23 protein-coding genes and 1 pseudogene are annotated in these 24,689 nt (G+C 63.7%); 17 read left to right on the top strand and 7 right to left on the bottom strand.

Features of this window, described 5'->3' with window-relative positions; all coding sequences use genetic code 11:
- Positions 1-36 precede the first annotated feature (36 nt).
- Positions 37-393, bottom strand: a complete 357-nt coding sequence (locus NKJ11_RS12950; protein ID WP_352612915.1) for a DUF2946 family protein — start codon at positions 391-393, stop codon at positions 37-39.
- A gap of 197 nt (positions 394-590) precedes the next feature.
- Entirely contained in the window at positions 591-1,493 is a 903-nt protein-coding gene (locus tag NKJ11_RS12945) for a GntR family transcriptional regulator (protein WP_352612913.1), read from the bottom strand.
- 226 nt (positions 1,494-1,719) lie between these two features.
- Here NKJ11_RS12945 and NKJ11_RS12940 point away from each other — a divergent pair, with 226 nt between their 5' ends.
- The 6 genes from NKJ11_RS12940 to NKJ11_RS12915 all read left to right on the top strand — a co-directional run bounded on the left by NKJ11_RS12940 (position 1,720) and on the right by NKJ11_RS12915 (position 9,359).
- The gene (locus NKJ11_RS12940) at positions 1,720-3,225 is read left to right on the top strand and encodes a UxaA family hydrolase (protein ID WP_352612911.1); all 1,506 of its coding nucleotides are present in this window, start codon (positions 1,720-1,722) and stop codon (positions 3,223-3,225) included.
- A 61-nt stretch (positions 3,226-3,286) separates the two neighbouring features.
- Positions 3,287-4,285 (top strand): aldo/keto reductase, encoded by a 999-nt coding sequence (locus NKJ11_RS12935; protein WP_352793469.1) that lies wholly within the window; start codon positions 3,287-3,289, stop codon positions 4,283-4,285.
- A 299-nt stretch (positions 4,286-4,584) separates the two neighbouring features.
- The gene (locus NKJ11_RS12930; protein ID WP_023812481.1) at positions 4,585-5,577 is read left to right on the top strand and encodes an ABC transporter substrate-binding protein; all 993 of its coding nucleotides are present in this window, start codon (positions 4,585-4,587) and stop codon (positions 5,575-5,577) included.
- Between the two features lie 183 nt (positions 5,578-5,760).
- Positions 5,761-7,314 (top strand): sugar ABC transporter ATP-binding protein, encoded by a 1,554-nt coding sequence (locus tag NKJ11_RS12925; protein WP_352440832.1) that lies wholly within the window; start codon positions 5,761-5,763, stop codon positions 7,312-7,314.
- Complete coding sequence (locus tag NKJ11_RS12920; protein WP_023812479.1) at positions 7,311-8,276, top strand: ABC transporter permease; 966 nt, start codon at positions 7,311-7,313, stop codon at positions 8,274-8,276. The genes NKJ11_RS12925 and NKJ11_RS12920 overlap by 4 nt, the downstream gene beginning before the upstream one ends.
- Positions 8,277-8,342: 66 nt before the next feature.
- Positions 8,343-9,359 carry a zinc-binding alcohol dehydrogenase family protein gene (locus NKJ11_RS12915; RefSeq protein WP_023812478.1) on the top strand — a complete coding sequence of 339 codons (1,017 nt, stop codon included), beginning with the start codon at positions 8,343-8,345 and terminating at the stop codon, positions 9,357-9,359.
- A 279-nt stretch (positions 9,360-9,638) separates the two neighbouring features.
- Here NKJ11_RS12915 and phnF read toward each other — a convergent pair whose 3' ends face one another.
- Positions 9,639-10,388, bottom strand: a complete 750-nt coding sequence (phnF, locus tag NKJ11_RS12910; RefSeq protein WP_023812477.1) for a phosphonate metabolism transcriptional regulator PhnF — start codon at positions 10,386-10,388, stop codon at positions 9,639-9,641.
- Positions 10,389-10,520: 132 nt separating this feature from the next.
- Here phnF and phnG point away from each other — a divergent pair, with 132 nt between their 5' ends.
- From phnG to NKJ11_RS12895, 3 genes are read left to right on the top strand one after another with little or no spacing between them, the layout of a single operon-like run.
- Positions 10,521-10,982, top strand: coding sequence for a phosphonate C-P lyase system protein PhnG (gene phnG / locus NKJ11_RS12905; RefSeq protein WP_023812476.1), 462 nt, complete (start codon positions 10,521-10,523; stop codon positions 10,980-10,982).
- Positions 10,982-11,593, top strand: a complete 612-nt coding sequence (phnH, locus tag NKJ11_RS12900) for a phosphonate C-P lyase system protein PhnH (protein WP_352555810.1) — start codon at positions 10,982-10,984, stop codon at positions 11,591-11,593. Before phnG ends, phnH begins: the two co-directional genes overlap by 1 nt.
- 3 nt (positions 11,594-11,596) lie before the next feature.
- Complete coding sequence (locus NKJ11_RS12895; protein WP_352793467.1) at positions 11,597-12,709, top strand: carbon-phosphorus lyase complex subunit; 1,113 nt, start codon at positions 11,597-11,599, stop codon at positions 12,707-12,709.
- Between the two features lie 2 nt (positions 12,710-12,711).
- On the opposite strand, the gene NKJ11_RS12890 is transcribed toward NKJ11_RS12895, so the two are convergent.
- Positions 12,712-12,915: a hypothetical protein gene (locus tag NKJ11_RS12890; protein ID WP_023812473.1), complete on the bottom strand. Its 204-nt coding sequence runs from the start codon at positions 12,913-12,915 to the stop codon at positions 12,712-12,714.
- A gap of 65 nt (positions 12,916-12,980) precedes the next feature.
- Between NKJ11_RS12890 and NKJ11_RS12885 the strand changes: the two are divergent.
- The 8 genes and pseudogenes from NKJ11_RS12885 to phnE (NKJ11_RS12850) all read left to right on the top strand — a co-directional run.
- A pseudogene (locus NKJ11_RS12885) lies at positions 12,981-13,808 on the top strand (alpha-D-ribose 1-methylphosphonate 5-phosphate C-P-lyase PhnJ); the annotation flags it as partial.
- Between the two features lie 134 nt (positions 13,809-13,942).
- Positions 13,943-14,719: a phosphonate C-P lyase system protein PhnK gene (gene phnK / locus NKJ11_RS12880; protein WP_023760811.1), complete on the top strand. Its 777-nt coding sequence runs from the start codon at positions 13,943-13,945 to the stop codon at positions 14,717-14,719.
- Between the two features lie 322 nt (positions 14,720-15,041).
- Complete coding sequence (gene phnL, locus NKJ11_RS12875; protein WP_023812471.1) at positions 15,042-15,749, top strand: phosphonate C-P lyase system protein PhnL; 708 nt, start codon at positions 15,042-15,044, stop codon at positions 15,747-15,749.
- Positions 15,746-16,363 (top strand): DapH/DapD/GlmU-related protein, encoded by a 618-nt coding sequence (locus NKJ11_RS12870; RefSeq protein WP_128306073.1) that lies wholly within the window; start codon positions 15,746-15,748, stop codon positions 16,361-16,363. Before phnL ends, NKJ11_RS12870 begins: the two co-directional genes overlap by 4 nt.
- Positions 16,364-16,640: 277 nt before the next feature.
- On the top strand, positions 16,641-17,498 hold the full coding sequence (gene phnC, locus NKJ11_RS12865; RefSeq protein WP_352793466.1) for a phosphonate ABC transporter ATP-binding protein: 858 nt from the start codon (positions 16,641-16,643) through the stop codon (positions 17,496-17,498).
- 151 nt (positions 17,499-17,649) lie between these two features.
- Positions 17,650-18,558, top strand: a complete 909-nt coding sequence (gene phnD, locus NKJ11_RS12860; protein WP_352723355.1) for a phosphonate ABC transporter substrate-binding protein — start codon at positions 17,650-17,652, stop codon at positions 18,556-18,558.
- Between the two features lie 57 nt (positions 18,559-18,615).
- The gene (gene phnE, locus NKJ11_RS12855) at positions 18,616-19,572 is read left to right on the top strand and encodes a phosphonate ABC transporter, permease protein PhnE (protein ID WP_352728065.1); all 957 of its coding nucleotides are present in this window, start codon (positions 18,616-18,618) and stop codon (positions 19,570-19,572) included.
- Between the two features lie 2 nt (positions 19,573-19,574).
- Positions 19,575-20,942, top strand: coding sequence for a phosphonate ABC transporter, permease protein PhnE (phnE, locus tag NKJ11_RS12850; RefSeq protein ID WP_352793464.1), 1,368 nt, complete (start codon positions 19,575-19,577; stop codon positions 20,940-20,942).
- A gap of 263 nt (positions 20,943-21,205) precedes the next feature.
- On the opposite strand, the gene NKJ11_RS12845 is transcribed toward phnE (NKJ11_RS12850), so the two are convergent.
- The 3 genes from NKJ11_RS12845 to NKJ11_RS12835 all read right to left on the bottom strand — a co-directional run bounded on the left by NKJ11_RS12845 (position 21,206) and on the right by NKJ11_RS12835 (position 24,492).
- On the bottom strand, positions 21,206-22,057 hold the full coding sequence (locus NKJ11_RS12845; RefSeq protein ID WP_352793463.1) for a sugar phosphate isomerase/epimerase family protein: 852 nt from the start codon (positions 22,055-22,057) through the stop codon (positions 21,206-21,208).
- A 41-nt stretch (positions 22,058-22,098) separates the two neighbouring features.
- Positions 22,099-23,286, bottom strand: coding sequence for a Gfo/Idh/MocA family protein (locus tag NKJ11_RS12840; RefSeq protein ID WP_352793462.1), 1,188 nt, complete (start codon positions 23,284-23,286; stop codon positions 22,099-22,101).
- Positions 23,287-23,436: 150 nt separating this feature from the next.
- Positions 23,437-24,492: a sugar phosphate isomerase/epimerase family protein gene (locus NKJ11_RS12835; protein WP_352793460.1), complete on the bottom strand. Its 1,056-nt coding sequence runs from the start codon at positions 24,490-24,492 to the stop codon at positions 23,437-23,439.
- Between the last annotated feature and the right edge of the window lie 197 nt (positions 24,493-24,689).

The raw sequence follows: 24,689 nt of genomic DNA, 5'->3' as shown, positions 1-24,689 counted from the left end.
GGGTACGCCCACAAAGGTTCCGCCGGGCAAACAGGCTCAGGCCGTCAGCGGCGGCGCGCGCGGGTTCGACGGCGAGCGCTCACGCGCAAAGTCGAGATGGATGGCGGCCGGAAAGACAAAGGCGACCGTTTTGAAGGAAAGGCTGCCCAGCGCCAAGCCAGCGCCGGGCGGCGGCGCAAAGGCCGCCGAAACCATGCTGCAGCCGAGCACGCAGCATGCCGGAAGATGGGACGGCGGCTGGTTGCCGTCCGGAAGCTGGGTTGCGCCCTCATGGGTGCAGATGACGTTGCCGAAGGCATCGAGCTGCGATGCATTGGGACCGGCGCCGAAGGCGAATGCACCAAGCGCCGACTGGAGCAACAGCAGATAGGCCGCGACAAGCGCGACCGGCATGCTCCATCGTCTCCTCGATACGCTCAAAGCCCTGCCTCTTCGCAGCAATGCGACATTCCTAGCACGGGGCCGGCGGGTGGAAAATCGCCAAATCGCCGCGGCGCCGACGCGGCAGGCTCAATGCATGCCGCCCAAAAGCGTATAGCGGTTTTGGGACAACGACATGCATGAAACAAGGCTCCGAGCCGCGATGCGGCTCAGGATTTTTGCAGCGACCGGCTCTCCGGGATCGAGGTCAGCAATGTCTGGCGCGCCGACTTCAGGTGCTTGCGGCAAGCGGCGTCGACCTTGCCGAGATCGCGTGATTTCAGCGCCTCTATGTAGACCAGATGCTCACCGATCGCGACTTCGTTGCGCTCGCGTTCCTGCGCCTTGTTCCACTGGTAATGGTAGTGGAAGATCATGGCGATGACATCGTAGAAATCGACGATGAAGCGGTTGCGCGACGCCCGGTGGATGAGCCGGTGGAAGCGCTCGTCGAGCTCGGAGAACTCGGTGAAGCGGGCGGCGATGTCGTTTGCCAACTGGCGATGCTCGTCTTCCAGGCGGTCGAGATCGGTCCAGACCGCGCTGTCCTGCGGTAAAGCGGCAAAGGCAGCCGCCGAGCGCAGTTCGAACATTTCGCGGATTTCGGTCAGCTCCAGCGCGAAGGCGCGGGTAAAACCTTTCAGCACCCAGTGGCTGTTGCGACGCTTCTCGATCAGGCCGAAGCGGGAGAAGCGGATCAGGAACTCGCGCACGCTGGTGGTGCCGACGCCGATCTCACGCGCCAGTTCGAGTTCGTTGATCTGCATGCCGGCTTCGGCGCCGCCGGCGAGCAGCCGACGCATGAACGACCGTTCGATGATCTCGGCCAGCGTGTCGGTCTCTTCCTCGGGGAAGAAATCATCGGGACGCGTCTCGCGCAGCACCGTCTTGGCGCGCTTGTTCCAGGCGATCAGCCCGGTCTCTTCCATGCGCGCCAGAATGGTGCGCACCGTGGTCCGGCTGACGCCAAGCAAGGTGCCCAGTTCCGGCTCCGAAGGCAGGCTGCGCGTTTCGTCGAGTAGCCGCAGGCAGCGGTTGTAGGCATCCTTGTAGACGTTGTTGCTCTTCGACATCCCTGATCCGTTGCACCCGTCGCTTGCCGCGGCCGGTTTGAAGCGCGATATGACGTTCCCATGGCCCTGAAAAGCGAATTCGCTTTCCGGAACACCCAAGGCATGCGGAACTCCCCAGTGAAAAAACAATTGACGCAAAACTGTTTTTTCACGATAAAAGACAATATCGCTAAACAGACGCGTGTCAATCCGTCCGCGCAACCCAGGATCACCCAGGAAACCGCCCGTGAACGCCTCCAACTGCATTCTTCTGTCCCCCGCCGACAATGTCGCCGTCGCCAACGGCCGCGTCGAGATCGGCACCGCGCTGCCGGGCGGTGCCGTCGCCAGTGTGTTGGTCGAGCCCGGCCACAAGGTGGCGATCAAGCCGATCGCCGCCGGCGAGGCCGTGGTGAAATACGCCCAGGCGATCGGTCGCGCGACACAGGATATTGCGGCGGGCGAGCACGTGCATTCGCACAATCTGGTGTTCGAATCCGGCCGCTTGCCGGTCGTGCCGCCGAGCGAGGCCGAGCACGCGACGGAGGCCGACCGCGCCCGCACCTTCATGGGCTATCGCCGCGCCGATGGCCGCGCCGGCACGCGCAACTTCATCGGCATCGTCGCCAGCGTCAATTGCTCGGCCACCGTCTGCCATTCCATCGCCGACACCGCCAACCGCACGCTTTTGCCGAAATACCCCGGCATCGACGGCTTCGTGCCGATCGTGCACGGCCAAGGCTGCGGCATGAGCGGCACCGGCGACGGCATGATGGTGCTGCACCGTACACTCGCCGGCTACGCCCGCCACCCGAATTTCGGCGGCGTGCTGATGGTCGGCCTCGGCTGCGAGGTCAACCAGCTCACCCTCTACGGCCAAAAGGGCGTCGCTGCCGGCAAGCGCCATTTCAACATCCAGGACGCCGGCGGATCGCGCAAATCGGTGGAAAAGGCGATGGACGTGCTGGCCGAGATCGCCGAGGAAGTGGGCCAGCTGAAGCGTGAGCCGATCCCGGTCAGCGAGATCGTCGTCGGCCTGCAATGCGGCGGCTCCGACGGCATGTCGGGCATTACAGCCAATCCGGCGCTCGGCGCGGCTGTCGATATCCTGGCTGGCGTCGGCGGCATCGGCATCCTCTCCGAGACGACGGAGATCTACGGCGCCGAGCATCTGCTTGCCTACCGCGCGGCAACGCCGGAGATCGCGCAGAAGCTCGACGGCTTCGTGAAATGGTGGGAGGACCACGTCGCCAAGCATGGCGCCTCGATCGACAACAATCCCTCGCCCGGCAACAAGCGCGGCGGCCTCACCACCATCCTGGAGAAGTCGCTCGGTGCGGTCGCCAAGGGCGGCCAGACGCCGCTCAACGGCGTATTCGGCTACGCCGAAAAAGTCACTGGCAGCGGCTTGGTGTTCATGGACACGCCCGGCTACGACCCGGTTTCGGCGACCGGCCAGGTGGCGGGCGGCGCCAACGTCATCGTCTTCACCACCGGCCGTGGCTCCTGCTTCGGCTGCCGTCCGACGCCGTCGATCAAGGTCGCCACCAACTCGACCATGTACCACCAGATGGAGGAGGACATGGACGTCAATTGCGGCGTCATCGCCTCGGGTGAAAAGACCATCGCCGGCATGGGCCGCGAGATCTTCGAACTGATCGTCGAAACGGCTTCCGGCCGCAAGACCAAGAGCGAGGACTTCGGCTACGGCGACAACGAGTTCGTGCCCTGGCATCTGGGCGCCACACTTTAGATTTTACTGATATAAAGTAGACTGCGCGCCGGCCAGTTGGCTGGCCACGGGGAGGTTGTGCATGGAAAGACGCCGCATCGGCCAGACAGCGCTGGAAGTCACCGAGGTCAGCTTTGGCGGCGCTGCACTTGGCGGCCTTTACCGCGCCTGTTCGCGCGAAGCGGCGATGGAGACGCTGCAGGGCGCCTGGGATGCCGGCCTGCGCTATTTCGACACCGCACCCTTTTACGGTTTCGGACTGTCGGAGCGCCGCTTCGGCGACTTCCTGCGCTACAAGCCGCGCGATTCCTATGTGCTGTCGACCAAGGTCGGCCGGCTGTTCCGCCCGGTGTCGGAGGATCAGGTTCCCGATCACTCCTATGTCGATCCGCTGCCCTTCGCGCTCGACTACGACTATTCCTACGACGGCATCATGCGGTCGGTCGAGTTCAGCTATGCGCGGCTTGGCCTAAACAGGATAGACATCCTGTTTGTCCACGACATCGGCGCCTACACCCATGGTGTCGAGAAGACCAAGCTGCACTTTCGCGACCTGATGGACGGCGGCCTCAAGGCACTCGAAGAGCTGAAACGGTCCGGCGTCATTTCCGCCTATGGGCTTGGCGTCAACGAGGTGCAGATCTGTCTGGACGCGATGCGCGAGGCGCCGCTCGACTGCATCCTGCTCGCCAGCCGCTATTCCCTGCTCGACCGCAGTGCCGAAGCGGAGTTGCTGCCCCTATGCCGGGCGCGGCAGACCTCCCTGGTCATCGGCGGCGTGTTCAACTCCGGCATCCTGGCGACCGGGCCGGTGCAAGACGCGCATTTCGACTACCGCCCTGCCAGCCATGACGTGCTCGACCGCGTCGGCGCAATGGAAAGGATCGCCGCCGAGGGTGGCTATCCGCTCGCCGCCGCAGCGTTCCAATTCCCCTTGCATGAACCTGCCGTCGCCACCGTGCTGACCGGCACCGCCAAGCTGGCGAACCTGACGCGTAACCTCCAACTGCTCGACATCGACGTGCCGGAGACGGAATACGCCAGATATCGTCCCTACACACTGGTGCAGGAGCTGGCGTGAAACTTCATATTCTTGCGGTCACACGAAGGAATGGATATTCCATATTGACGAAATGGTGGAATTAATATTCCATACATTCCCGGAACGGAACGGAAGCGTGACGGCGTCAATGGGGAGCAGCGCGGTGGATCTGCCTCTGCCAGACCTCGCAAGGATTGATCAAACACCGCTTGCATCGATCTGTTCGATGCATTATCAAAACATGGCAATTGTTTTTTATTGATAAAGTTCTGTTTGGGCCGCGCCTATCCGGACGGAGCTTCCGTAACGTTCACCGGGCGACTTAGGGAGGAAACCTCATGAAATTCGCGACCAGCATTCTCAACCGCCGCGCCGTCATGGCGCTGGCAGCAGCTTCGATGCTCGCCGGCGTCATGCATTCGGCGCCGGTTTCGGCGGCGGACGTCACCATTCCGATCATCGTCAAGGACACCACGTCCTTCTACTGGCAGATCGTTCTGGCCGGCGCCCGCAAGGCCGGCAAGGATCTCGGCGTCAATGTGCCGGAACTCGGTGCCCAGGCTGAAACCGACGTCAACGGCCAGGTCTCGATCCTCGAGAACGCCGTTGCCAGCAACCCGGCGGCCATCGTCATTGCGCCGACCGAGTTCAAGGCGCTTGGCAAGCCGATCGATGAAGCCGCTGCCAAGGTCAAGGTCATCGGCATCGACTCCGGCGCCGACTCCAAGGCTTTCACCTCGTTCCTGACCACCGACAACGTCCAGGGCGGCCGCGTCGCCGCCGACGGCCTCGCAGCCGCCATCGGCGCTGCCAACGGCGGCAAGATCGAGGGCGACGTCGCCCTGATCACCAACGCACCGGGCGCCGGCTCGCTCGAACAGCGCAAGCAGGGCTTCACCGAACAGCTGGCCGCCAAATATCCGGGCCTCAAGCTGGTCGCCGATAAATATGCCGACGGCCAGGCCACCACCGGCCTCAACATCGCCACCGACCTGATCACCGCCAACCCGAACCTCAAGGGCATCTTCGCTTCCAACCTGATCATGGCGCAGGGCGTCGGCCAGGCTGTCGCGGAAAACAGCCTTGGCGGCAAACTGGCGCTGGTCGGTTTCGACAGCGACGAGAAGCTGATCAAGTTCCTCAACGACGGCGTCATTTCCGCCCTCGTCGTCCAGGATCCGTACCGGATGGGCTATGACGGCATCAAGACCGCACTCGCCGCCTCCAAAGGCGAGAAGGTCGAAGCCAATGTCGACACCGGCGCCAATCTGGTGACCAAGGACAACATGAAAGACCCCAAGATCGACGCGCTGCTCAATCCGAAGCTCTGAGCCGTCGCATCCGCAATCGTCTCCGGGGCACCTCGCCCCGGAGACACAAGCTGCCGCACAAACGGCTTGGCAATCCGCACGCCTGAGCTAGGCTGTTTTCGAGGCATATCCTTGCCTCGCCGCGTGCCAATCGTGAGGCCAGCCTGGGAAGCCAATCCGGGAGGCCAATCTGGGAGGATTGTCATGATTTCGACGGCGCAGGAACTGCATCCCACACCCGTTCTGGAACCGGGGCGGACCATCCTCGAATTGCGCGGGCTGGAGAAGCGCTATCCCGGCACCCACGCGCTGAAGCCGGTCGACCTCGCCTTCAAGTCCGGTGAGATACACGCCATCGTCGGTGAGAACGGCGCCGGCAAATCCACGCTCATCAAGCTTCTGACCGGCGTCATGCCGCGCACCTCCGGAGAGATCGCCTGGGAGGGCCAACCGGCCGCCCTGGCCACGCCGCACGAGGCGATGGCGCTCGGCATCAATGCCGTGCACCAGGAAGTCGTGCTGTGCCGTCACCTGACGGTCGCCGCCAACATGTTCCTAGGCGAGGAGAATTCACGCTTCGGCATCCTGCAGCAGCGCGCCATGGTCAGGCAGGCGCAGACGATCATCGACGACCTCGGTTTCGACCTGCCGGCGCATGTCACGCTTGGCGACCTGACCATCGGCCAGCAGCAGTTGATAGCCGCCGCCCGCGCCACCGTGCGCGGCACCAAATTCCTGATCTTCGACGAGCCGACCGCCTACCTCACCCGCAAGGAGGCCGACCAGCTTTTCACCCTGATCCGTCGGCTGAAGGGCGAAGGCGTGACGATCATCTACATCAGCCACCGTATGGAGGAAGTGTTCGAGCTCGCCGACCGTGTTTCCGTGCTGCGCGACGGCACGCTGGTCGGCACCCGCAACATCGCCGAGACCAACGATGCCGAGCTGGTCAAGATGATGATCAACCGCTCGATCGAGCAGGTCTATCATAAGGAGCATTTCACGCCGGGCGCCGCCATCATCGAGGCGAGGAGCCTGTCCGGCAAGGGCTTCGAAAATGTCTCGATGACGGTCCGCGCCGGCGAAATCGTCGGACTCTATGGCCTGATCGGTGCCGGACGCAGCGAGTTCGTCACCACGCTTTACGGCCGCCACCGCAAATCCGCCGGCCAGATCCTCTGGGAAGGCAAGGAGGTGCAGGTCAATTCCGAGCATGACGCGATCAAGCTCGGCATGGCGCTGGCGCCGGAGAGCCGCCGCGACCAGGGCCTCTGCCTCAACCTGCCGGTCGGCTTCAACCTGAACCTCCCGATCTACAAGCGTATCTCGAACAATCTGCTGATTTCGAGCACGCAGGAGAAGACGCAAGCCGATCGCCAGATCGCCGATCTGCGCATCAAGACACCGACGCGCGGCGCGCTGGCATCCAGCCTGTCGGGCGGCAACCAGCAGAAGATCGTCATCGGCAAATGGCTGGCGCACGGCGCCAAGCTGTTCATCTTCGACGAGCCGACGGTCGGCGTCGATGTCGGCACCAAGGCCGAGATCTACCGCCTGTTCGGCGCACTTTTGTCAAAGGGCGCCGGCATCATCCTGATCTCGTCCTATCTGCCGGAAGTCTATGAACTCGCCGACACGCTGCATGTGTTCCGGCGCGGCAAACTGGTGGCGACGCACGGTTTTCACGCCGCCAGCCACGAGGATATTCTTACTCAGGCGCTCGCCGAGAAACAAGAAAAGCTGGGAGGACAAATATGAGCACCGAGGCGATTGCCGTCGAAAAACCGAAGCGCAACTATAATGTCCTGTTTGGGCTGACGCTTTTGGCGCTGCTGGTTCTGCTCTGGATCCTTCTCTCCGTGGCGACGACGAGCTTCGCCTCCGCCAACAACATGGCCAATCTCTTGCGCCAGGGCTCGATGATCGCCATCATGGCGGTCGGCCAGACTTTCGTCATCATCACCGGCGGCATCGACCTGTCGGTCGGCGCCGTGGTCGGTTTCGCCACCGTGGTCGTGGCCATGATGATCAATGCCGGCTTCCCCATCTGGCTCGCCATTCTGGTGACGCTGCTGGTCGGCGTCGCCATCGGCATGTTCCACGGCTTCGGCATCGTCAAGATGGGCCTGCCGCCCTTCATCATCACGCTGGCAACGCTGACCTCGCTGCGCGGCATCGGCCTTTTGATGACCAACGGCAATTCGATCAACATCAACAGCGACACCTTCACCGCCTTCTCGCGCAATTCCTTCATCGGCATCCCCAACCTGTTCTGGATGGTGATCCTGGTCGGCATTCCGGCCTATATTTTCCTGCACCACAGCCGCTGGGGCCGATACCTGTTTTCGGTCGGCTCCAACGCCGAGGCCTCGCGCCTGTCCGGCGTCAATGTCCAGCGCACCATCTACATGGCCTACACGCTGTCGGGCCTGTGCGCCGCCTTTGTCGGCGTGCTGCTGGCGGCCCGCATCGGCATCGGCAACCCGACGCAGGCCGAGGGCTGGGAGCTGCAGGCGATCGCGTCTTCGGTCATCGGCGGCACCTCGCTGTTCGGCGCCGTCGGCTCGGTGCATGGGCCGCTGCTCGGCGCCTTCATCCTGGCCACCATCAACAACGGCGCCAACCTGCTCAACGTCAACTCGTTCTGGCAGCGCATCATCACTGGCGCGCTGATCATCATCATCGTCTACTTCGACGGCCTGCGCCGCCGCGGCAAGTAGCGATCCCGCAATCAACCGCCGGCCCGCCACACCAACGGGCCGGCGATTTCATGACTGGATTAGCGCATGAAAGCCGTCCTCTGCCGTTCGCCCGGCGATCTTGTCCTTGAAGACCGGCCCGCACCAGAGGCACCGCCTCCCGGCTGGGCGCTGGTGGCGGTCAGCCATGTCGGCATCTGCGGCACCGACTACCACATTTTCGAGGGCAAGCACCCGTTCCTCGCCTATCCCCGCATCATGGGCCATGAGGTGTCGGGAACGATCGTCGAGGCCGGCGACGGCGTCGATCTTGCCGTTGGTGAGCCCGTGGTGATCAACCCCTATCTTTCCTGCGGCAAGTGCATCGCCTGCCGGCACGGCAAGCCCAATTGCTGCGTCAGGATCGAGGTCTTGGGCGTGCATCGAGACGGCGCCATGTGCGAACGGATTCTGGTGCCGGCGCAAAATCTCTATCCCGCCAACGGCCTTTCGCTGGCCGACGCCGCCGCAGTCGAGTTCCTGGCCATCGGCGCGCATGCAGTGCGGCGCGCCCGCGCCGACCCCGGCGCCCGCACGCTGGTCATCGGCGCTGGCCCGATCGGGCTCGGCACCGCCATCTTCGCCCGCATCGCCGGGCTCGACGTGACGCTGCTCGACATGAGCAGTGAAAGGCTCGCCTTCGCCGCAAATGAGCTTGGTTTCCAGACCCTCGACGGGTCGCGCGGCGCGGTGCCCGATCTGGTCAAGGGAGCGACATCAGGCGAAGGCTTCGATGTCGTCTTCGACGCCACCGGCAACACCCAATCGGTGCAGTCGGCTTTCGCCCATGTCGCGCATGGCGGAACGCTGGTGCTGGTCTCCGTCGTCAAGGACGACATCAGCTTTTCCGATCCGGAATTCCACAAGCGCGAGATGACGCTGATCGGCAGCCGCAACGCGCTGCGCGCCGACTTCGATCACGTCGCCGCCTCGATCCGCAACGGCGCCGTGCCCCTGGCCAAGCTCGTCACACACCGCACCACACTCGCCGGCACGCCGCGCGATCTCGCCCGCTGGGCACACGAGAAATCCGGCCTGATCAAGGCTGTGATCGAGGTCGGATAGAGGCGCCTGTTCGACACGAATTCGGAGATCGTTGAGCGCCCAACTTGGTAGATCTGATGCTTTGGCGACTAGCCGCAACATCCATCGCTTCGTCATCCTATGGCGGAGCGAGGAGCGAAGCGACGCGGCGCAGACCATAGGATCCATGCCGTGACCTGAGAGCGTTGCTTCGGTGCAGAATTCTGCGCCGCTGCGCTCTTCGCCCGAGATCGCGGCATGGATCCTTGGGTCTCCGCGACGGAGCTGCGCTCCTGCTTCGCCCAAGGACGACGACGTTAGCTACAGCGCCGACAGCTTCAGCTCCACCCGCTCGGCCGGGAAGCGCGACTCGGAAAACTGGATCGGCTGGCCGTCCGGCGTGACGTTGACGGCAACCGTGACCAGCACGATGGCGCCCGGCAGCAGGTCGAGGTCGGCAAGGTCCGCCGCATCGGCATGGCGCGCCGACAGCACGGTCGATTGCCGGAGATAGTCGTCGATGCCGAAACGCGCCAGCGATGCGGTGATCGAGCCGGTTTGCGCCATCGCGGCATCGATGCCGGCAAAGCGCCGGGCCTCGAACCAGCCGGCAGCACGCGACACCGGCCGTCCGTCGGCTTCGCCGCGCGTTTCCAACCGGATCACATCGGCTCCCCTGGCAAGGCCAAGGCCCTCGGCAACGCGCTGGCTGGCCGGCTCGATCGACGAGGCGAGCAGGACGATGTGCCGTTCCGTCGTTTGCCCTTGCAGCCCTGTCGAAAAGCGTGTGCGCGCGCCGATCGGATAGGACAGCCGCTTGCGCGACAGTACGAAGGTGCCGCGCCCCTGCTCGGCCCGCAGCACGCCTTCCCTTACAAGGGCCGATATGGCGCTGCGCACCGTGTGACGGTTGACGCCATAGCGTTCTGCCAGCGCCACCTCCGGCGGCAACGCTGCATTCTCCGTGAAATCGCCGATGGCGATCGCATGCAGGATCTTGTCGGCGATCTGCCGCCACAGCGAAACGCCACTGCGCCGCTCGATGCTGTCCGCTGCCAGCCGCCCGACTATCATTGCCCCAACCTTCCAGCGCCCAGTCTTATATCGCTGTCATCCACCCGTCATGGACACGCGTTAGATAATAGGTATAATTTGTATAGTTGTCTATATCAATAGACAAATTGACAAAGAGGAATGCTGCTGATGCGAGGACAGGAAGCCCGCGACCAGGCCGAGCGCAAGGCCGCCATGGCGACACTGGCGCAATCCAGCGGCGATGACATCGTCCGGCTCTGGAATGAAGCCGGATTGCCTTCGGAAGCAGAACTGCTGCGCGGCCCCGAGACCGGGCTGGTCACCGTGCGCGGCCGCATCGGCGGCGGCGGCGCGCCCTTCAACGTCGGCGAGGCGACCGTCACCCGCGCCACCGTCCGGCTGCCCTCCGGGCAGGTCGGACATTGCTATGCGCTTGGCCGCGACAAGCAGAAGGCGAAGCTGGCGGCCATCGCCGACGCGCTGTGGCAGGACCCTGCCCGCCGCAATGAAGTCGAGACCGGACTGATAGCGCCCCTGCGGTCGGCTCTGACCGCAGCGCATGAAAAACGCCGCGCCGAGACGGCGGCAACGAAGGTGGATTTCTTCACCATGGTTCGCGGAGAAGACTGATGGACATTGCAGCGCAATCGATAGAGGGCGGTTTCGCCGATCCGGTCTTCAATGCCCAGACGGTGTTCCGCGCCGTCATGGACGCAATGGCGCGGCCAGGCAGCGTGCAGCCGCTGCCGGCCTTCGCCCGCCCGCCGGCGCCGCTCTCGGCGGCCGCCGGCGCCATCGCACTGGCGCTGTGCGATAACGACACCCCGCTCTGGCTCGACCAGACCCTGCAAGCTTCCACCGCGATCAGACCCTGGCTTGGGTTCCACACCGGCGCGCCATTGGCCAACACACCGGCCGATGCGCATTTCGCCTTCATCGCGGCCCCGGCCGAGATGATGTCGCTCGATGGTTTTTCGCAGGGCACCCAGGACTATCCCGACCGTTCGACCACGCTGATCCTGCAAGTCGGCGATCTCGTGTCCGGCACGCCGCTGTTGCTCGAAGGTCCCGGCATCGAAACCAGCGCCACGATCGCGCCGGCACAGATACCGCGCCATTTCGTCGAGCAGTGGAAGCAGAATAACCAGCGCTTTCCGCGCGGCGTCGACATCATACTCGCCACATCAGATGGCATTGCCTGCCTGCCGCGCACGACGCGCATCAAGACAATGGAGGCGTAAAAAATGTATGTCGCGGTAAAAGGTGGCGAAGCCGCAATCGCCAACGCCCACAGCCTGCTTGCCGACCGCCGACGCGGCGACCGTTCGGTGCCGGCCCTTCGCCTCGACCAGATCGTCGAGCAGCTGGCGCTCGGCGTGGATCGGGTGATGAGCGAAGGCTCGCTCTACGACCGTGAGTTGGCGGCACTCGCAATCGTCCAGGCGCGCGGCGACCTGATCGAGGCGATCTTCCTGGTGCGCGCCTATCGCACCACGCTGCCGCGCTTCGGCTACACCAGGCCCATCGACACCGCCGGCATGCTGGTCGAGCGGCGCGTGTCGGCGACCTATAAGGACCTGCCCGGCGGCCAATTGCTCGGGCCCACATTCGACTACACCCACCGGCTGCTCGATCCCGAGCTTGCCGTCGGCGCCGACGTCGCCCAGCCCTTGCTGCGCGAGACGGAAGCGCAAGCCATGCCGCGCGTATCGGCGATCCTCGCCCGCGAAGGCTTGATCGAACCGGACGGCGACATGCCGCAGGACCATGTCCCCGGCGACATCACCCGCGAGCCGCTGGAATTCCCGATGGCGCGCGACATCCGCCTGCAGGCGCTGTCACGCGGCGACGAGGGCTTTTTGCTGGCGCTCGGCTATTCCACCCAGCGCGGCTATGCCCGCAACCATCCCTTCGTCGGCGAGATCCGCATCGGCGAGGTCGAGCTTGAGCTCGACGTGCCCGAACTGCCCTTCGCTGTCCCGCTCGGCACTGTCCGCGTCACCGAATGCCAGATGGTCAACCAGTTCAAAGGCTCAGCCAAGGCGCCGCCGCAGTTCACCCGCGGCTACGGCCTGGTCTTCGGCCAGAGCGAGCGCAAGGCGATGGCGATGGCGCTTTGCGACCGGGCGCTGCGCGCCTCCGAACTCGGCGAGGATGTCGTCGCCGCCGCGCAGGACGAGGAGTTCGTCATTTCGCATTCCGACAACGTCCAGGCGACCGGCTTCGTCGAACATCTGAAGCTGCCGCACTATGTCGACTTCCAGGCCGAACTCGACCTCGTGCGCCGCATGCGCGCCGAACACGACGCCCGCGGAAATGCCGACATGCTGGAAGACAAGAAGGAGGCGGCGGAATGAGCCTAGTCGCCCGACCCGCCATCACCGCCACCGCTGTCGTGCGAATGGTCGCCATGCCCGCCACTGTAGCCGCCGCCGATGCCAACGCTCTCGCCATGCGCGCCTTCCCTGGCTGCGGGAAAAACCATTCTTCGGAGGATAAACGCGACCACGCCGACGAACGCCAGCAGCAGAATTCCGATATGCAGCCAAGCGGTCTGGGTCATCCGATTTCGCCCCTGTTTCCGCGTCCTGGACGCCGATTCAATAGCACAATGTGGATGTGATCGCCATGACCGACATCGCCACCTACAACTTCGCCTATCTCGACGAGCAGACCAAAAGGATGATCCGCCGGGCGATCCTCAAGGGCATCGCCATTCCCGGCTACCAGGTGCCGTTCGCCTCGCGCGAAATGCCGATGCCCTATGGCTGGGGCACCGGCGGCGTCCAGGTCACCGCTTCAATCATCGGCCCCCATGATGTCTTGAAGGTGATCGACCAGGGTGCCGACGACACCACCAACGCAGTCTCGATCCGTGCCTTCTTCAAGAAGGTCGCCAACGTCGCGGTGACCACCGACACAGCCAGCGCCACCATCATCCAGACCCGCCACCGCATCCCCGAGCGTCCGCTGACGGCGGGCCAGGTGCTTGTTTATCAGGTGCCTATCCCTGAGCCGCTGCGCTTCCTTGAACCGCGAGAGACCGAAACGCGCAAGATGCATGCGCTGGAGGAATACGGCCTCATGCATGTCAAGCTCTACGAGGACATCGCCAAACACGGCCGCATCGCCACCACCTATGCCTATCCGGTCAAGGTCGAGGGCCGCTATGTGATGGACCCGTCGCCGACGCCGAAATTCGACAATCCCAAGATGCATCGCTCACCGGCGCTGCAGCTGTTCGGCGCCGGCCGCGAAAAGCGCATCTATGCGGTGCCGCCGTTCACCGACGTGGTCAGCCTCGACTTCGAGGATCATCCGTTCGAGGTGCAGACCTTCGACCAGCCCTGCGCGCTGTGCGCGGCCGAGAATGTCTATCTCGACGAGGTCATCCTCGACGACCATGGCGGCCACATGTTCGTCTGCTCGGACACAGACCATTGCGAGAAGCGGCGCAACGCCCCTACCTCCCCCTTGTGGGGAGGTCGCGCCGAAGGCGCGGGGGGTCTTGACCAATCTACGGCCCACTCAACCCCCACCCCGGCGCTGCGCGCCGACCCTCCCCACAAGGGGGAGGGTAAGGAGAAGCAATGACCGACGAACCGCTGCTGCGCGTCTCGGCACTTTCCAAATTCTACGGCTCGCGCGTCGGCTGCGACAACGTCTCCTTCGACCTGTGGCCGGGCGAAGTCCTGGCTGTGGTCGGCGAGTCCGGCTCCGGCAAGACGACATTGCTCAACTGCCTGTCGACGCGGCTGCTGCCCTCCTCCGGCACCGCCAGCTACCGCATGCGCGATGGCCAGTTCCGCGAACTCTACCGCATGAGTGAGGCCGAGCGCCGCTTCCTGATGCGCACCGACTGGGGGTTTGTCCACCAAAACCCGGCCGACGGCCTGCGCATGACGGTATCGGCCGGCGCCAATGTCGGCGAGCGGCTGATGGCGGTCGGCGACCGCCACTACGGCAAGATCCGCGCCACCGCGGTCGACTGGCTGTCGCGCGTCGAGATCGACGAGGACCGCATCGACGACGAACCGCGCGCCTTTTCCGGCGGGATGCGCCAGCGCCTGCAGATCGCCCGCAACCTCGTCACCGGCCCGCGTCTGGTGTTCATGGACGAACCGACCGGCGGCCTCGATGTCTCGGTCCAGGCGCGCCTGCTCGATCTGTTGCGCGGGCTGGTCACCGATCTCGGCCTGGCGGCCATCGTCGTCACCCATGACCTTGCCGTGGCGCGGCTGTTGTCGCAGCGCATGATGGTGATGAAGGACGGCCGCGTCGTCGAAAGCGGCCTCACCGACCGCGTGCTCGACGACCCGCGCGCGCCCTACACCCAGTTGCTCGTTTCCTCGATTCTGCAGGTTTGACGATGAAGTCTCAAAGCGCGTGTTCGCGAAACCTTGGCGCGAGGCACCCCCCTCTGGCCTGCCGGCCATCTCCCCCGCAAGGAGGGAGATCGGCTGTCCCTGCTGCTTTCACCAATTACCAAGGCTGCAAGAAAAGCGCTGCGGGTGAAACTGCCAATCTCCACCCTTGCGGGGGAGATGTCCGGCAGGACAGAGGGGGGTGCCTCGCGCCGACACCTCGCAAACACCCGCTTCGAGATTTCACCGTTATTCCGCACATGCAATTGCATTGGCCAGAGGGGGGTGCTGGCCCGCAAACCAACAGCGATTGGAGGACCTTCTGATGCCGACGCCCCTCGTTGTCTCAGACGTCGCCAAGAGCTTCACCATGCATCTGCGCGACGGCATCAAATTGCCTGTTATCGCCGGTGTCTCGTTCTCGATCAGGGCCGGCGAATGCACCGTGCTCGGCGGCCCGTCCGGTGCCGGCAAGAGCTCGATCCTGAAGATGCTCTACGGCAACTACGCCGTCGACGAAGGCCAGATCATCGTCAGCCACGATGACGGGCTGATCGACCTCGCCACTGCCAGCCCGCGCACCGTGCTTGCCGTGCGCCGGCAAACGATCGGCTATGTCAGCCAATTCCTGCGCACCGTGCCGCGCGTTTCGGCGCTGGATGTCGTCGCCGAACCGCTGGTCGAGCGCGGCGAGGATCGCGAGATTGCCCGCGGCAAGGCACGCGCCTTGCTGGCGCAGCTCAACCTGCCGGAGAAACTCTGGGCATTGCCACCTGCGACCTTCTCCGGTGGCGAGCAGCAGCGCGTCAACATCGCACGCGGCTTCATCACCGAGCATCCGATCCTGCTGCTCGACGAGCCGACCGCCTCGCTCGACGCCAAAAACCGCGATGTCGTGATTGAACTCATCGCCGCCAAGAAGGCGGCTGATGTCGCGCTGCTCGGCATCTTCCATGACCACGACGTACGCGAGGCGGTTGCCGACCGCATCATCGACGTCACCGCTTTCGCTCCCGGAAAAATCGCCGCATGACCAGGAAATTGTCCGAGACGCCGCTGGTCCATCCGACGGCGGATGTGCAGAATTCGACGCTCGGCCGCTGGACCGAGATCGCCGACCGCAGCCGGGTGTCGGAAAGCGAGCTTGGCGACTATTCCTACATGATGCAGGACTGCGCCGTCTGGTGCGCGACGATCGGCAAGTTCGCCAACATCGCCGCCAGCGTGCGCATCAACGCCACCAACCACCCGACCTGGCGGCCAACGCTGCACCATTTCACCTATCGCGCCTCGGACTACTGGGACGACGCCGAGCACGAGACAGAATTCTTCGCCCAGCGTCGCGCCAGGCGAGTCACCATCGGCCACGACACCTGGCTCGGCCACGGCTCGACCATCCTGCCCGGCGTCACCGTCGGTGACGGCGCGGCGATCGGCGCCGGAGCCGTCGTCTCGAAGGACGTCGCCCCCTACACCATCGTCGCCGGCGTGCCGGCCAAACCGATCCGTGAGCGCTTCGACCGCCGCACCGCCGACCGTTATCAGGCGCTTGCCTGGTGGGACTGGGATCATGCCAGGCTGCGCGCTTCGCTCGACGATTTCCGGGAACTATCGGCCGAGGCCTTCCTGGAAAAATACGAAGGATAATTCTTCACATCATCGTCATGGCAGCCACATGGCAGGACCTGTTCGATGACTCTCTCAAGCTTTTTCGAGCAGCAGGCTCCCGTGATCGAAATCAAAACTCCCGCCTTCTGCGGCTTCAGGGACATGGAGCACTTCGAGGACCTGCTGGCCCTGGGCCGGCCATAACTCCACACCTGTGGAGCGTAACAAAACTGACATCACCGCGACACGGCAGGTTCATGTGGCTGCGTTAGGCGAGTGCCTGACGATCAATATGGTCCAGACTGGAACCTGCCCCATGTCAGCAAATTCCGCCACGCTCGAAATCCGCGGTGTCAGCCGCCGATTTGGCAAGAACACCGCCGTCAGCGACATCAACATCGCCATCCCACAGGGTCAGATGGTTGGCATTATCGGCCGTTCGGGCGCCGGCAAATCGACCCTTCTTCGCATGATCAACCGTCTCATCGATCCCAGCCAGGGATCGATCTTTTTTGACGGCGCCGAGGTTTCCCAGTTGCGCGGCTCGCCGCTGCGGCGCTGGCAGCGTGACTGCGCCATGATCTTCCAGCAGTTCAACCTGGTGCCGCGCCTCGACGTGCTGACCAACGTGCTGCTCGGCAAGCTGAACCACCGTTCGACCATCACCAACCTGTTCGGCATGTTCTCGCGCGCCGAATGCGCCGAGGCGGTCGCGGCACTCGAGCGGCTTGACATCGCCCGCACCGCGCTGCAGCCCGCAGGCACCTTGTCGGGCGGCCAGCAGCAGCGCGTCGCCATCGCCCGCGCCATGATGCAGCAGCCCAAAGTGATCCTCGCCGACGAGCCGATCGCCTCGCTCGACCCGCTGAACGCCAAGGTGGTGATGGATTCGCTGCAGGACATCAATCTGCGCGACGGCATCACCGTCGTCACCAATCTTCACACGCTGGACACCGCCCGCACCTACTGCAACCGCATCATCGGCATGGCCGCCGGCAAGGTCGTCTTCGACGGCCCGCCGGAAGAACTCAACCGCGAGGCCGTGCGTCTCGTCTACGGCGCCGACAGCAATGGCCAGGAAATCTCCGAGGCCATCACCTCGACCAGCGTTGCCTTCAGCCGAAAGATCGCCGCATCCGCCGCACCGCTCGAACCCGCATTCCCGGGATATTGAGTCCATGATCCCGAAAAGTGGAATCCGGTTTTCGGGCAAGATCATGGACAAACAAGAGAGAGCGGTTGGGATCGACAGCCCGCGTCAAGGGCACCTGTCAAAATCGAGAACGCTGCCGGCGCGGGGCCGGAACCTACAGGAGAGATTACAGATGTTCAGGAAGATGGTTTTCAGCGCCGTTTCGGTGCTCGCCATGGCGACCAGCATGGCCCATGCCGCCGACATGAAGGAATTTCGCGTCGGCATCCTCGGCGGCGAAAACGAAACCGACCGGCTGCGCAACTACCAGTGCCTCGCCGACCATCTGAAGGCCGAATTCGGCTTCGAAAAGGTTTCGCTGTTCCCCGCCGCCGACTATGACGGCGTCATCCAGGGCCTGCTTGGCGGCACGCTCGACTTCGCCGAACTCGGCGCTTCCGGCTACGCCAGCATCGCTCTCAAGGACCCGAAGGCGGTCACCCCGATCCTCACCACCCAGCAGACCGACGGCGCCACCGGCTACTATTCGATCGGTCTGGCGCTGAAATCCTCGGGGATCACCGATATCAAGTCGGCCAAGGGCAAGAAGCTCGGCTACGCCGATCCGGATTCGACCTCCGGCTATCTGATCCCGCTGACCCAGATCCCGAAGGACACCGGCGCTTCGAACGAAACCTTCTTCGCTTCGACCCAGTTCAACGGCGGCCATGAGAACAACGTTCTGGCCGTGCGCGACGGCAAGGTCGATGTGGCGGTGGACGATTCCTCCGGTATCGGCGACTTCAAGGACGGCTACACCTCGGGCACCTTCCACAAGGAAGTCGCCAAGGGCGCCGTCGACCCCAACGACTTCGTCGAAGTCTGGCGCTCGGGCCTGATCCCGAACGGCCCGCTGGTCGTGCGCACCGCGCTCGGCGACGAGATGACCGCCAAGCTCGCCAACTTCTTCACGCAGTTGCCGAAGAAGGACAAGGCTTGCTTCGAAGGCGTCGAAGGCGGCGACTTTACCGGCTACGTCCCGGTTAAGGCGGACTTCTACAACGTCATCGTCGAAGCCCGTAAGGCAGCCATTGGCGGCTAACGGCGAAATCAGGAAGGGCGGCGTCGAGAAAACGCCGCCCTTCTTGCATGTCCGATCATGACCCTTTCCGTGACAGCCCCTTCCGGCGCCACTCACCAGATGGCCGACGCCTGGCGTCGCCAGACGTCCTTGCGCCGGCTCTACACCGCCATCGGTGTCGGCCTTCTCATCGTCGCGCTCGGCAGCACCATGTGGTTCGCCGACGAGGCCAATGCCGGGCATTTCTTCGACCGGTTGCCGCATTTGCTGGACTTCCTGAGCTGGCTCGTCCCCAAGGACTGGAACGATGTCTGGCGGGCGATGTTCGACATCGCTTCCCCGCATGACACCGGCACACAGGAATTCAACTTTCCGCTTGGCCGCTCCTATGTCTGGGGCAGCTTCTACATCCCCGAATATTTCGAGCTGATGCTGACCACGCTCAACGTGGCGCTGGTCTCGACCTTCATCGGCTTCGTCTTCGCCGTGCCGTTCTCCTTCATCGCGGCGCGCAATCTGACGCCGCATCCGGTGCTGCGGCTGATCGTCAAGCGCCTCATGGAGCTGCTGCGCGCCTTTCCCGAGATCGTCATCGCGGGTCTGTTCGCCGCCATCGTCTCGATCGGCCCGATCGCCGCCATCATCGCCATCGGCCTGCATTCGATCGGCGCGCTGGGCAAGCTGTTCTACGAGATCAACGAGAATATCGACATGCGCGCCGAAGAGGGCCTGAGGGCTGTCGGCGCCAACTGGTTCGAGCGGGTGCGCTTTGCCGGCCTGCCACAGGTGCTGCCCAACTTCATGTCCTACACGCTGCTGCGTGTTGAGATAAATGTCCGCATTTCCACCATCATGGGCGCGGTCGGCGGCGGCGGCATCGGCGAGGAGTTGAAGCTGTCGATCTCGCGCGGCTTCGGCGCCAAGACGATAGCCCTCGTGCTGCTCCTGTTCACGACGATCTTCATCGTCGACCAGTTCTCCGCCTGGCTGCGCCGCAAGCTGGTCGGCGAGCAGGCTTTCGTGGTGGGGGCTTGACCATGGCTGCCTTGACCGCCGATCAAATCCAGTCGATCGAAGAGCGCTTCCCGCAGGTGTTCCAGCGGCCGTTCCACAAGCGCTTCGGGCCGCTGATGCTGCTTGGCGGCATCTTCCTCTACCTGCTCTATGCCTTGTGGTTCTTCAACCTGCCGCAGGTCATGCGGGAATCGCACTGGGAGCGGCTGCCGCTGTTTCTGACCCAATGGATCAGCTACGACGTGCAGCCGATCTTCCGCCTCGACGAAACGCGGATCACCGCCAAATATCCACGCTTCTCGGTGCTCGGCCCGAACCCAGATCCGGACTGGGTCAAGACCAATGCCGATGGTTCGGTGACGGTCCTTATCGACGGCGCCGCCAAGTCGGTCACCTTCAGCAAGACGCAAGCGACGATAACTGCCAATGGTGAGACCGTTGCGGTCGTGCTTGGCACCGGCAAGCCGCTGATCTCGGGGCCGGTTCCCGGCTGGATCACCGCGCATGAAGATGAGGTCGTCGCCGACATGGGCTTTGCCGGCGAGGCCCGTGTCGCCGTTGACCGCGTCAGGATCCGAAAGCGATTTCTCGGCTGGGCAAACTTCGTCTTCGACACCCGCTCGCCGTTCTTCGGCAAGTCGGCAAGCGAAGTCGCCTCGCTGATCGTCTCCGGACCGGAACTGAAACCAGGCACGTCCAACCTGGCACTGGCCGGCGACAACATCTGGAACAACGCCCAGTGGCAGCATGGCGATGTCTGGACGAAGCTCCTGCAGACCATCGTCATGGCCTTTCTCGGCACCATGCTGGGCGGCATCGTCGCCTTTCCGCTGGCCTTCTTCGCCGCTCGCAACATCACGCCCAGCCGGCTGGTCAACCAGGTGCTCAAGCGCTTCTTCGACTTCATGCGTTCCATCGACATGCTGATCTGGGCGCTGTTCTTCACCCGTGCCTTCGGGCCGGGACCGCTGGCGGGCAGTGCAGCCATCTTCTTCGCCGAGATCGGCACGCTCGGCAAAACCTATTCCGAGGCGCTGGAGAACATCGACGACAAACCGCGCGAGGGTATTACCTCGACCGGAGCCAACGGCCTTCTGGTGCAGCGCTACGGCGTGCTGCCGGAAGTGGTGCCGGTGTTCATCAGCCAGACGCTCTACCAGTGGGAATCCAACACCCGCGGCGCGACCATCATCGGCGCTGTCGGCGCCGGCGGCATCGGCCTGAAGCTGTGGGAAGCGATGCGCACCAACTCCAACTGGGCCAACGTCTTCTACATGGTGCTGCTGATCCTGGCCGTTGTCTTCATCTTCGACAACATCTCCAACTTCCTGCGCCGCCGGCTGAGCCAGACGATCCACGACTACAACAGGATCCAGGCCGAGCAGGGGTGATCGTCCTGTGGTGCACAATTGGGCGAAAAGTCGGCGGGACAGCACCCCCCTCTGGCCTGCCGGCCATCTCCCCCGCAAGGGGGGAGATTGGGCGGTTCCGCTGACGGCGCCGTCCTTCCAACGCCGAAGATTAGCGAAGGCCGACGGACATCCGATCTCCCCCCTTGCGGGGGAGATGTCCGGCAGGACAGAGGGGGGTGTGAAGGAACGCGGCGGCAGGTGTGTTGGAAGGCTTTGCTCCGTCCCACCATGACGAAGGGTGCCTAAGCGGCTTTCCTCCACCCGTTCCTGATATGCTTATACCCATCCCGATAAACCGCTTCCGGCGTCTCTGAAAAATCCCGCCAAACCTTGGTCGCCGCCGCCAAATCCTTCAGCGAACGGCCGAACGCTTCGATCGTCAGCCAGTCGTCATAGCCGCTCTTGCGGATGGCCGAGAATGTTTCCTTCCACGGAATGTTGCCGCGCCCCGGCACGCCGCGATCGTTCTCCGAAATATGGATATGCACGACATTCCGGCGGTGTTTCGTGTAGGCGCCGATCGGGTCGGCCTCCTCGATATTGGCGTGGAAGGTGTCGTACATCGCCTTGATGTGCGGCCGGTCGATGGCGTCGATATGCTCAGACAAATCAGCCATCGTGTTGAGGAGATAGCATTCGAAGCGGTTCAGCGCCTCGAGCCCGATGGTGACGCCCTTGTTGCCGGCATGGTCGCCGATCGCCCGCTGCGAGGCGACGGAGCGCTTTTTCTCGGCAGCGGTCGGTCCGGAGCCGGAAAACGACCCGAGCGTCGAATGCAGCGGGCCACTCAGCGTGTCGGCGCCAAGTGCCTGCGCGCAGTCGATCGCCCATTTCATGTAGTCGACACCGGCCTTGCGCGTCGCCGCGTCGGCCGAGATCAAATTCATCCCTGGATCGCCCATGGCCGAAACAGCGGTCCGCTCCAGTCCGATGCGGTCGAGCAGATCGCCGAGTTTTTTATAGTCGTCCGGCGTGCCGGCGAAGATCGGTATCTCAATGCCATCGAAACCGGTTGCCTTGATGTCGCGCAGCAGTGGCTCGTGTGTCTTCGACACGGCCGTCGTCCATAAGAACATGCACATGCCGATTTTCATCGACGCCCCCCTCCCCTTGGATCCCCCGGACCGCCTCTATTTCAGAGTTTCGTCCACGCCCCATTCTTCTTCGACGACTTCACACAGGCCTCGATGAAGGCCATGCCCTCGACACCGTCGTGAATGGTCGGGAAGACGACATCCTTTGCCGGCTTGCCGCCTTTCTTGCGGGCAGCGCGGATGGCGCGCGCGGCCTCCTGGTAGATGTTGGCGAAACCTTCGAGATAGCCCTCGGGATGGCCTGACGGCACGCGGCTGACACGGCCCGCCACCGGCAACGAGCCAGCGCCATTGCGGGTGAGCAGTTGCTTGGGCTGGCCGAACGGCGTGTACCAGAGATAGTTTGGGTCGGCCTGCAACCATTCCAGCCCACCCTTCGAACCGTAGATGCGCAGTTTCAGCCCGTTCTCATGGCCGGGCGCCACCTGGCTTGCCCAGATCATGCCCTTGGCCGGATGCGTCTTGCCGACCGGCTTGAAGCGCAGCATGACGTTGACGTTGTCATCGAGTAGCCGGCCCGGCACGAAGGCGTCGAGATCGGCCGACAGGGAGTCCAGTTCCAGCCCCGAGACGAAGCGGGCGAGGTTGTAGGCATGCGTGCCGATATCGCCCAGCGCACCGCCGGCGCCTGCCTGCTTGGGGTCGGAGCGCCACGCCGCCTGCTTCTGGCCTGTCGCGGCCAAATCCTCGGTCAGCCAGTCCTGCGGATATTCGGACTGCACGATGCGGATGTCGCCGAGCACACCCTTGGCGACCATTTCGCGTGCTTGCCGGATCATCGGATAGGCGGTGTAGTTGTGCGTCAGCACGAACACCTTGCCAGTCTTCTCGACTATCGCGGCAAGCTTTTTTGCTTCGGCGAGCGTCGTCGCCAGCGGCTTGTCGCAGATGACGTGGATGCCGGCCTCGAGGAAGGCTTTTGCCGCCGGCACATGGACATTGTTGGGCGTGACGATGGCCACTGCCTCGATGCCGTCGGGGCGCTTCGCCTCGGCCTTGGCCATCTCGGCATAGGATGCATAGCTGCGTGCGGGGTCGAGCCCCAGTTCGGCGGCCGAGGCCTTGGCACGGGCCGGGTCGGCTGACAAAGCACCGGCAACCAGCACGAAATCATTGTCCAGCCGCGCCGCGATCCGGTGCACCGCGCCGATGAAAGCGCCTTGCCCGCCACCGACCATGCCATAGCGGATCGGGCCGCCTCCCGTTTCCGACTTCGATGCGCCGACCATATCTTGCTCCTCGCTGTTGCTCACCTCCCCCTTGAGGGGAGGTCGATCCGCGCAGCGGATCGGGTGGGGTCGTTGAGGCAGAGTTCGGCATGAACCGACCCCTCCCGGCCCTTCGGGCCACCCTCCCCTTGAGGGGGAGGGGAAACCGCGTCAGATTCCCATCATGGCGCGCAGCAACTTCTTGTCGGTAGCGCCGCCGGCGAAGTCGTCGAATGCCTTTTCCGTCACCCGGATGATGTGATGCTCAATGAAAGGCGCGCCCTCGGCCGCGCCGTCCTCCGGATGCTTCAGGCAGCACTCCCACTCCAGCACCGCCCAGGAATCGTAGCCATACTGGGTGAGCTTGGAGAAGATGCCGCCGAAATCCACCTGTCCATCGCCCAGCGAACGGAAGCGCCCGGCGCGGTTGGTCCAGCTCTGATAACCGGAATAGACGCCTTGCCGGCCGGTCGGGTTGAACTCGGCGTCCTTGACGTGAAACGCCTTGATGCGCTCGTGATAGATGTCGATGAATTCGAGATAGTCGAGCTGCTGCAGCAGGAAATGCGACGGATCGTAATTGATGTTGCAGCGCTTGTGGCCGCCGACCGCATCGAGGAACATCTCGAAGGTGGCGCCGTCGAACACGTCCTCGCCGGGATGGATCTCGTAGCCTAAATCGACACCATTATCCTCATAGACATCGAGGATCGGCTTCCAGCGCTTGCCGAGCTCAGCGAACGCTTCCTCGATCAGCCCGGCCGGCCGCTGCGGCCAGGGGTAGAGGTAGGGAAAGGCCAGCGCTCCCGAGAAGCTGACCGAGGCCTTGAGGCCAAGGTTCTTCGAGGCCTTGGCCCCGAACTCCATCTGTTCGACCGCCCATTTTTGCCGTGCCTTGGGATTGTTGTGCACTGAAGCCGGCGCAAAGCCGTCGAACTGCGCGTCATAGGCAGGATGCACCGCCACCAGTTGCCCCTGCAGATGCGTCGACAGTTCGGTGATCTCGACGCCGGCATCCGCGCAGATGCCCTTCACCTCATCGCAATAGGCCTTGGAGGAAGCCGCCTTCTTGAGGTCGAACAGCCGCGCGTCCCAGGTCGGGATCTGCACGCCCTTGTAGCCGAGACCGGCCGCCCATTTGGTGATCGACGCCAGTGAGTTGAACGGCGCGGCGTCGCCCGCGAACTGCGCCAGAAACAGCCCGGGGCCCTTCATTGTCGTCGGCATCGGCATCCTCCCTCATTTCTCTCGCGACCGAGCATAGCGCCGATTGGAAACAGGGCCAGCCACTTTGGTCTTTTCTCAACGGGTGCTTGCACGCACCGCCATTCTGGTATTACCAAATGTGGAAATTTGGTCAAGCCATGCAATGCGCCACCAAGACCCGAAAATCACCCGGTGCAGGCCTATATATCTCAATATAA

The organism is Mesorhizobium sp. M0243 (assembly GCF_040321775.1).
Lineage (GTDB): Bacteria > Pseudomonadota > Alphaproteobacteria > Rhizobiales > Rhizobiaceae > Mesorhizobium.
The sequence above is the reverse complement of the archived record's forward strand: the minus strand, read 5'-3'. Positions and strand labels throughout refer to the sequence as shown.

Coding starts and splice junctions, on each gene's coding strand:
- NKJ11_RS12950 (WP_352612915.1), bottom strand. CDS start 393: ATGCCGGTCGCGCTTGTCGCGGCCTATCTGCTGTTGCTCCAGTCGGCG.
- NKJ11_RS12945 (WP_352612913.1), bottom strand. CDS start 1,493: ATGTCGAAGAGCAACAACGTCTACAAGGATGCCTACAACCGCTGCCTG.
- NKJ11_RS12935 (WP_352793469.1), top strand. CDS start 3,287: ATGGAAAGACGCCGCATCGGCCAGACAGCGCTGGAAGTCACCGAGGTC.
- NKJ11_RS12930 (WP_023812481.1), top strand. CDS start 4,585: ATGAAATTCGCGACCAGCATTCTCAACCGCCGCGCCGTCATGGCGCTG.
- NKJ11_RS12925 (WP_352440832.1), top strand. CDS start 5,761: ATGATTTCGACGGCGCAGGAACTGCATCCCACACCCGTTCTGGAACCG.
- NKJ11_RS12920 (WP_023812479.1), top strand. CDS start 7,311: ATGAGCACCGAGGCGATTGCCGTCGAAAAACCGAAGCGCAACTATAAT.
- NKJ11_RS12915 (WP_023812478.1), top strand. CDS start 8,343: ATGAAAGCCGTCCTCTGCCGTTCGCCCGGCGATCTTGTCCTTGAAGAC.
- phnG (WP_023812476.1), top strand. CDS start 10,521: ATGCGAGGACAGGAAGCCCGCGACCAGGCCGAGCGCAAGGCCGCCATG.
- phnH (WP_352555810.1), top strand. CDS start 10,982: ATGGACATTGCAGCGCAATCGATAGAGGGCGGTTTCGCCGATCCGGTC.
- NKJ11_RS12895 (WP_352793467.1), top strand. CDS start 11,597: ATGTATGTCGCGGTAAAAGGTGGCGAAGCCGCAATCGCCAACGCCCAC.
- NKJ11_RS12890 (WP_023812473.1), bottom strand. CDS start 12,915: ATGACCCAGACCGCTTGGCTGCATATCGGAATTCTGCTGCTGGCGTTC.
- phnK (WP_023760811.1), top strand. CDS start 13,943: ATGACCGACGAACCGCTGCTGCGCGTCTCGGCACTTTCCAAATTCTAC.
- phnL (WP_023812471.1), top strand. CDS start 15,042: ATGCCGACGCCCCTCGTTGTCTCAGACGTCGCCAAGAGCTTCACCATG.
- NKJ11_RS12870 (WP_128306073.1), top strand. CDS start 15,746: ATGACCAGGAAATTGTCCGAGACGCCGCTGGTCCATCCGACGGCGGAT.
- phnC (WP_352793466.1), top strand. CDS start 16,641: ATGTCAGCAAATTCCGCCACGCTCGAAATCCGCGGTGTCAGCCGCCGA.
- phnD (WP_352723355.1), top strand. CDS start 17,650: ATGTTCAGGAAGATGGTTTTCAGCGCCGTTTCGGTGCTCGCCATGGCG.
- phnE (WP_352728065.1), top strand. CDS start 18,616: ATGACCCTTTCCGTGACAGCCCCTTCCGGCGCCACTCACCAGATGGCC.
- phnE (WP_352793464.1), top strand. CDS start 19,575: ATGGCTGCCTTGACCGCCGATCAAATCCAGTCGATCGAAGAGCGCTTC.
- NKJ11_RS12845 (WP_352793463.1), bottom strand. CDS start 22,057: ATGAAAATCGGCATGTGCATGTTCTTATGGACGACGGCCGTGTCGAAG.
- NKJ11_RS12840 (WP_352793462.1), bottom strand. CDS start 23,286: ATGGTCGGCGCATCGAAGTCGGAAACGGGAGGCGGCCCGATCCGCTAT.
- NKJ11_RS12835 (WP_352793460.1), bottom strand. CDS start 24,492: ATGCCGACGACAATGAAGGGCCCCGGGCTGTTTCTGGCGCAGTTCGCG.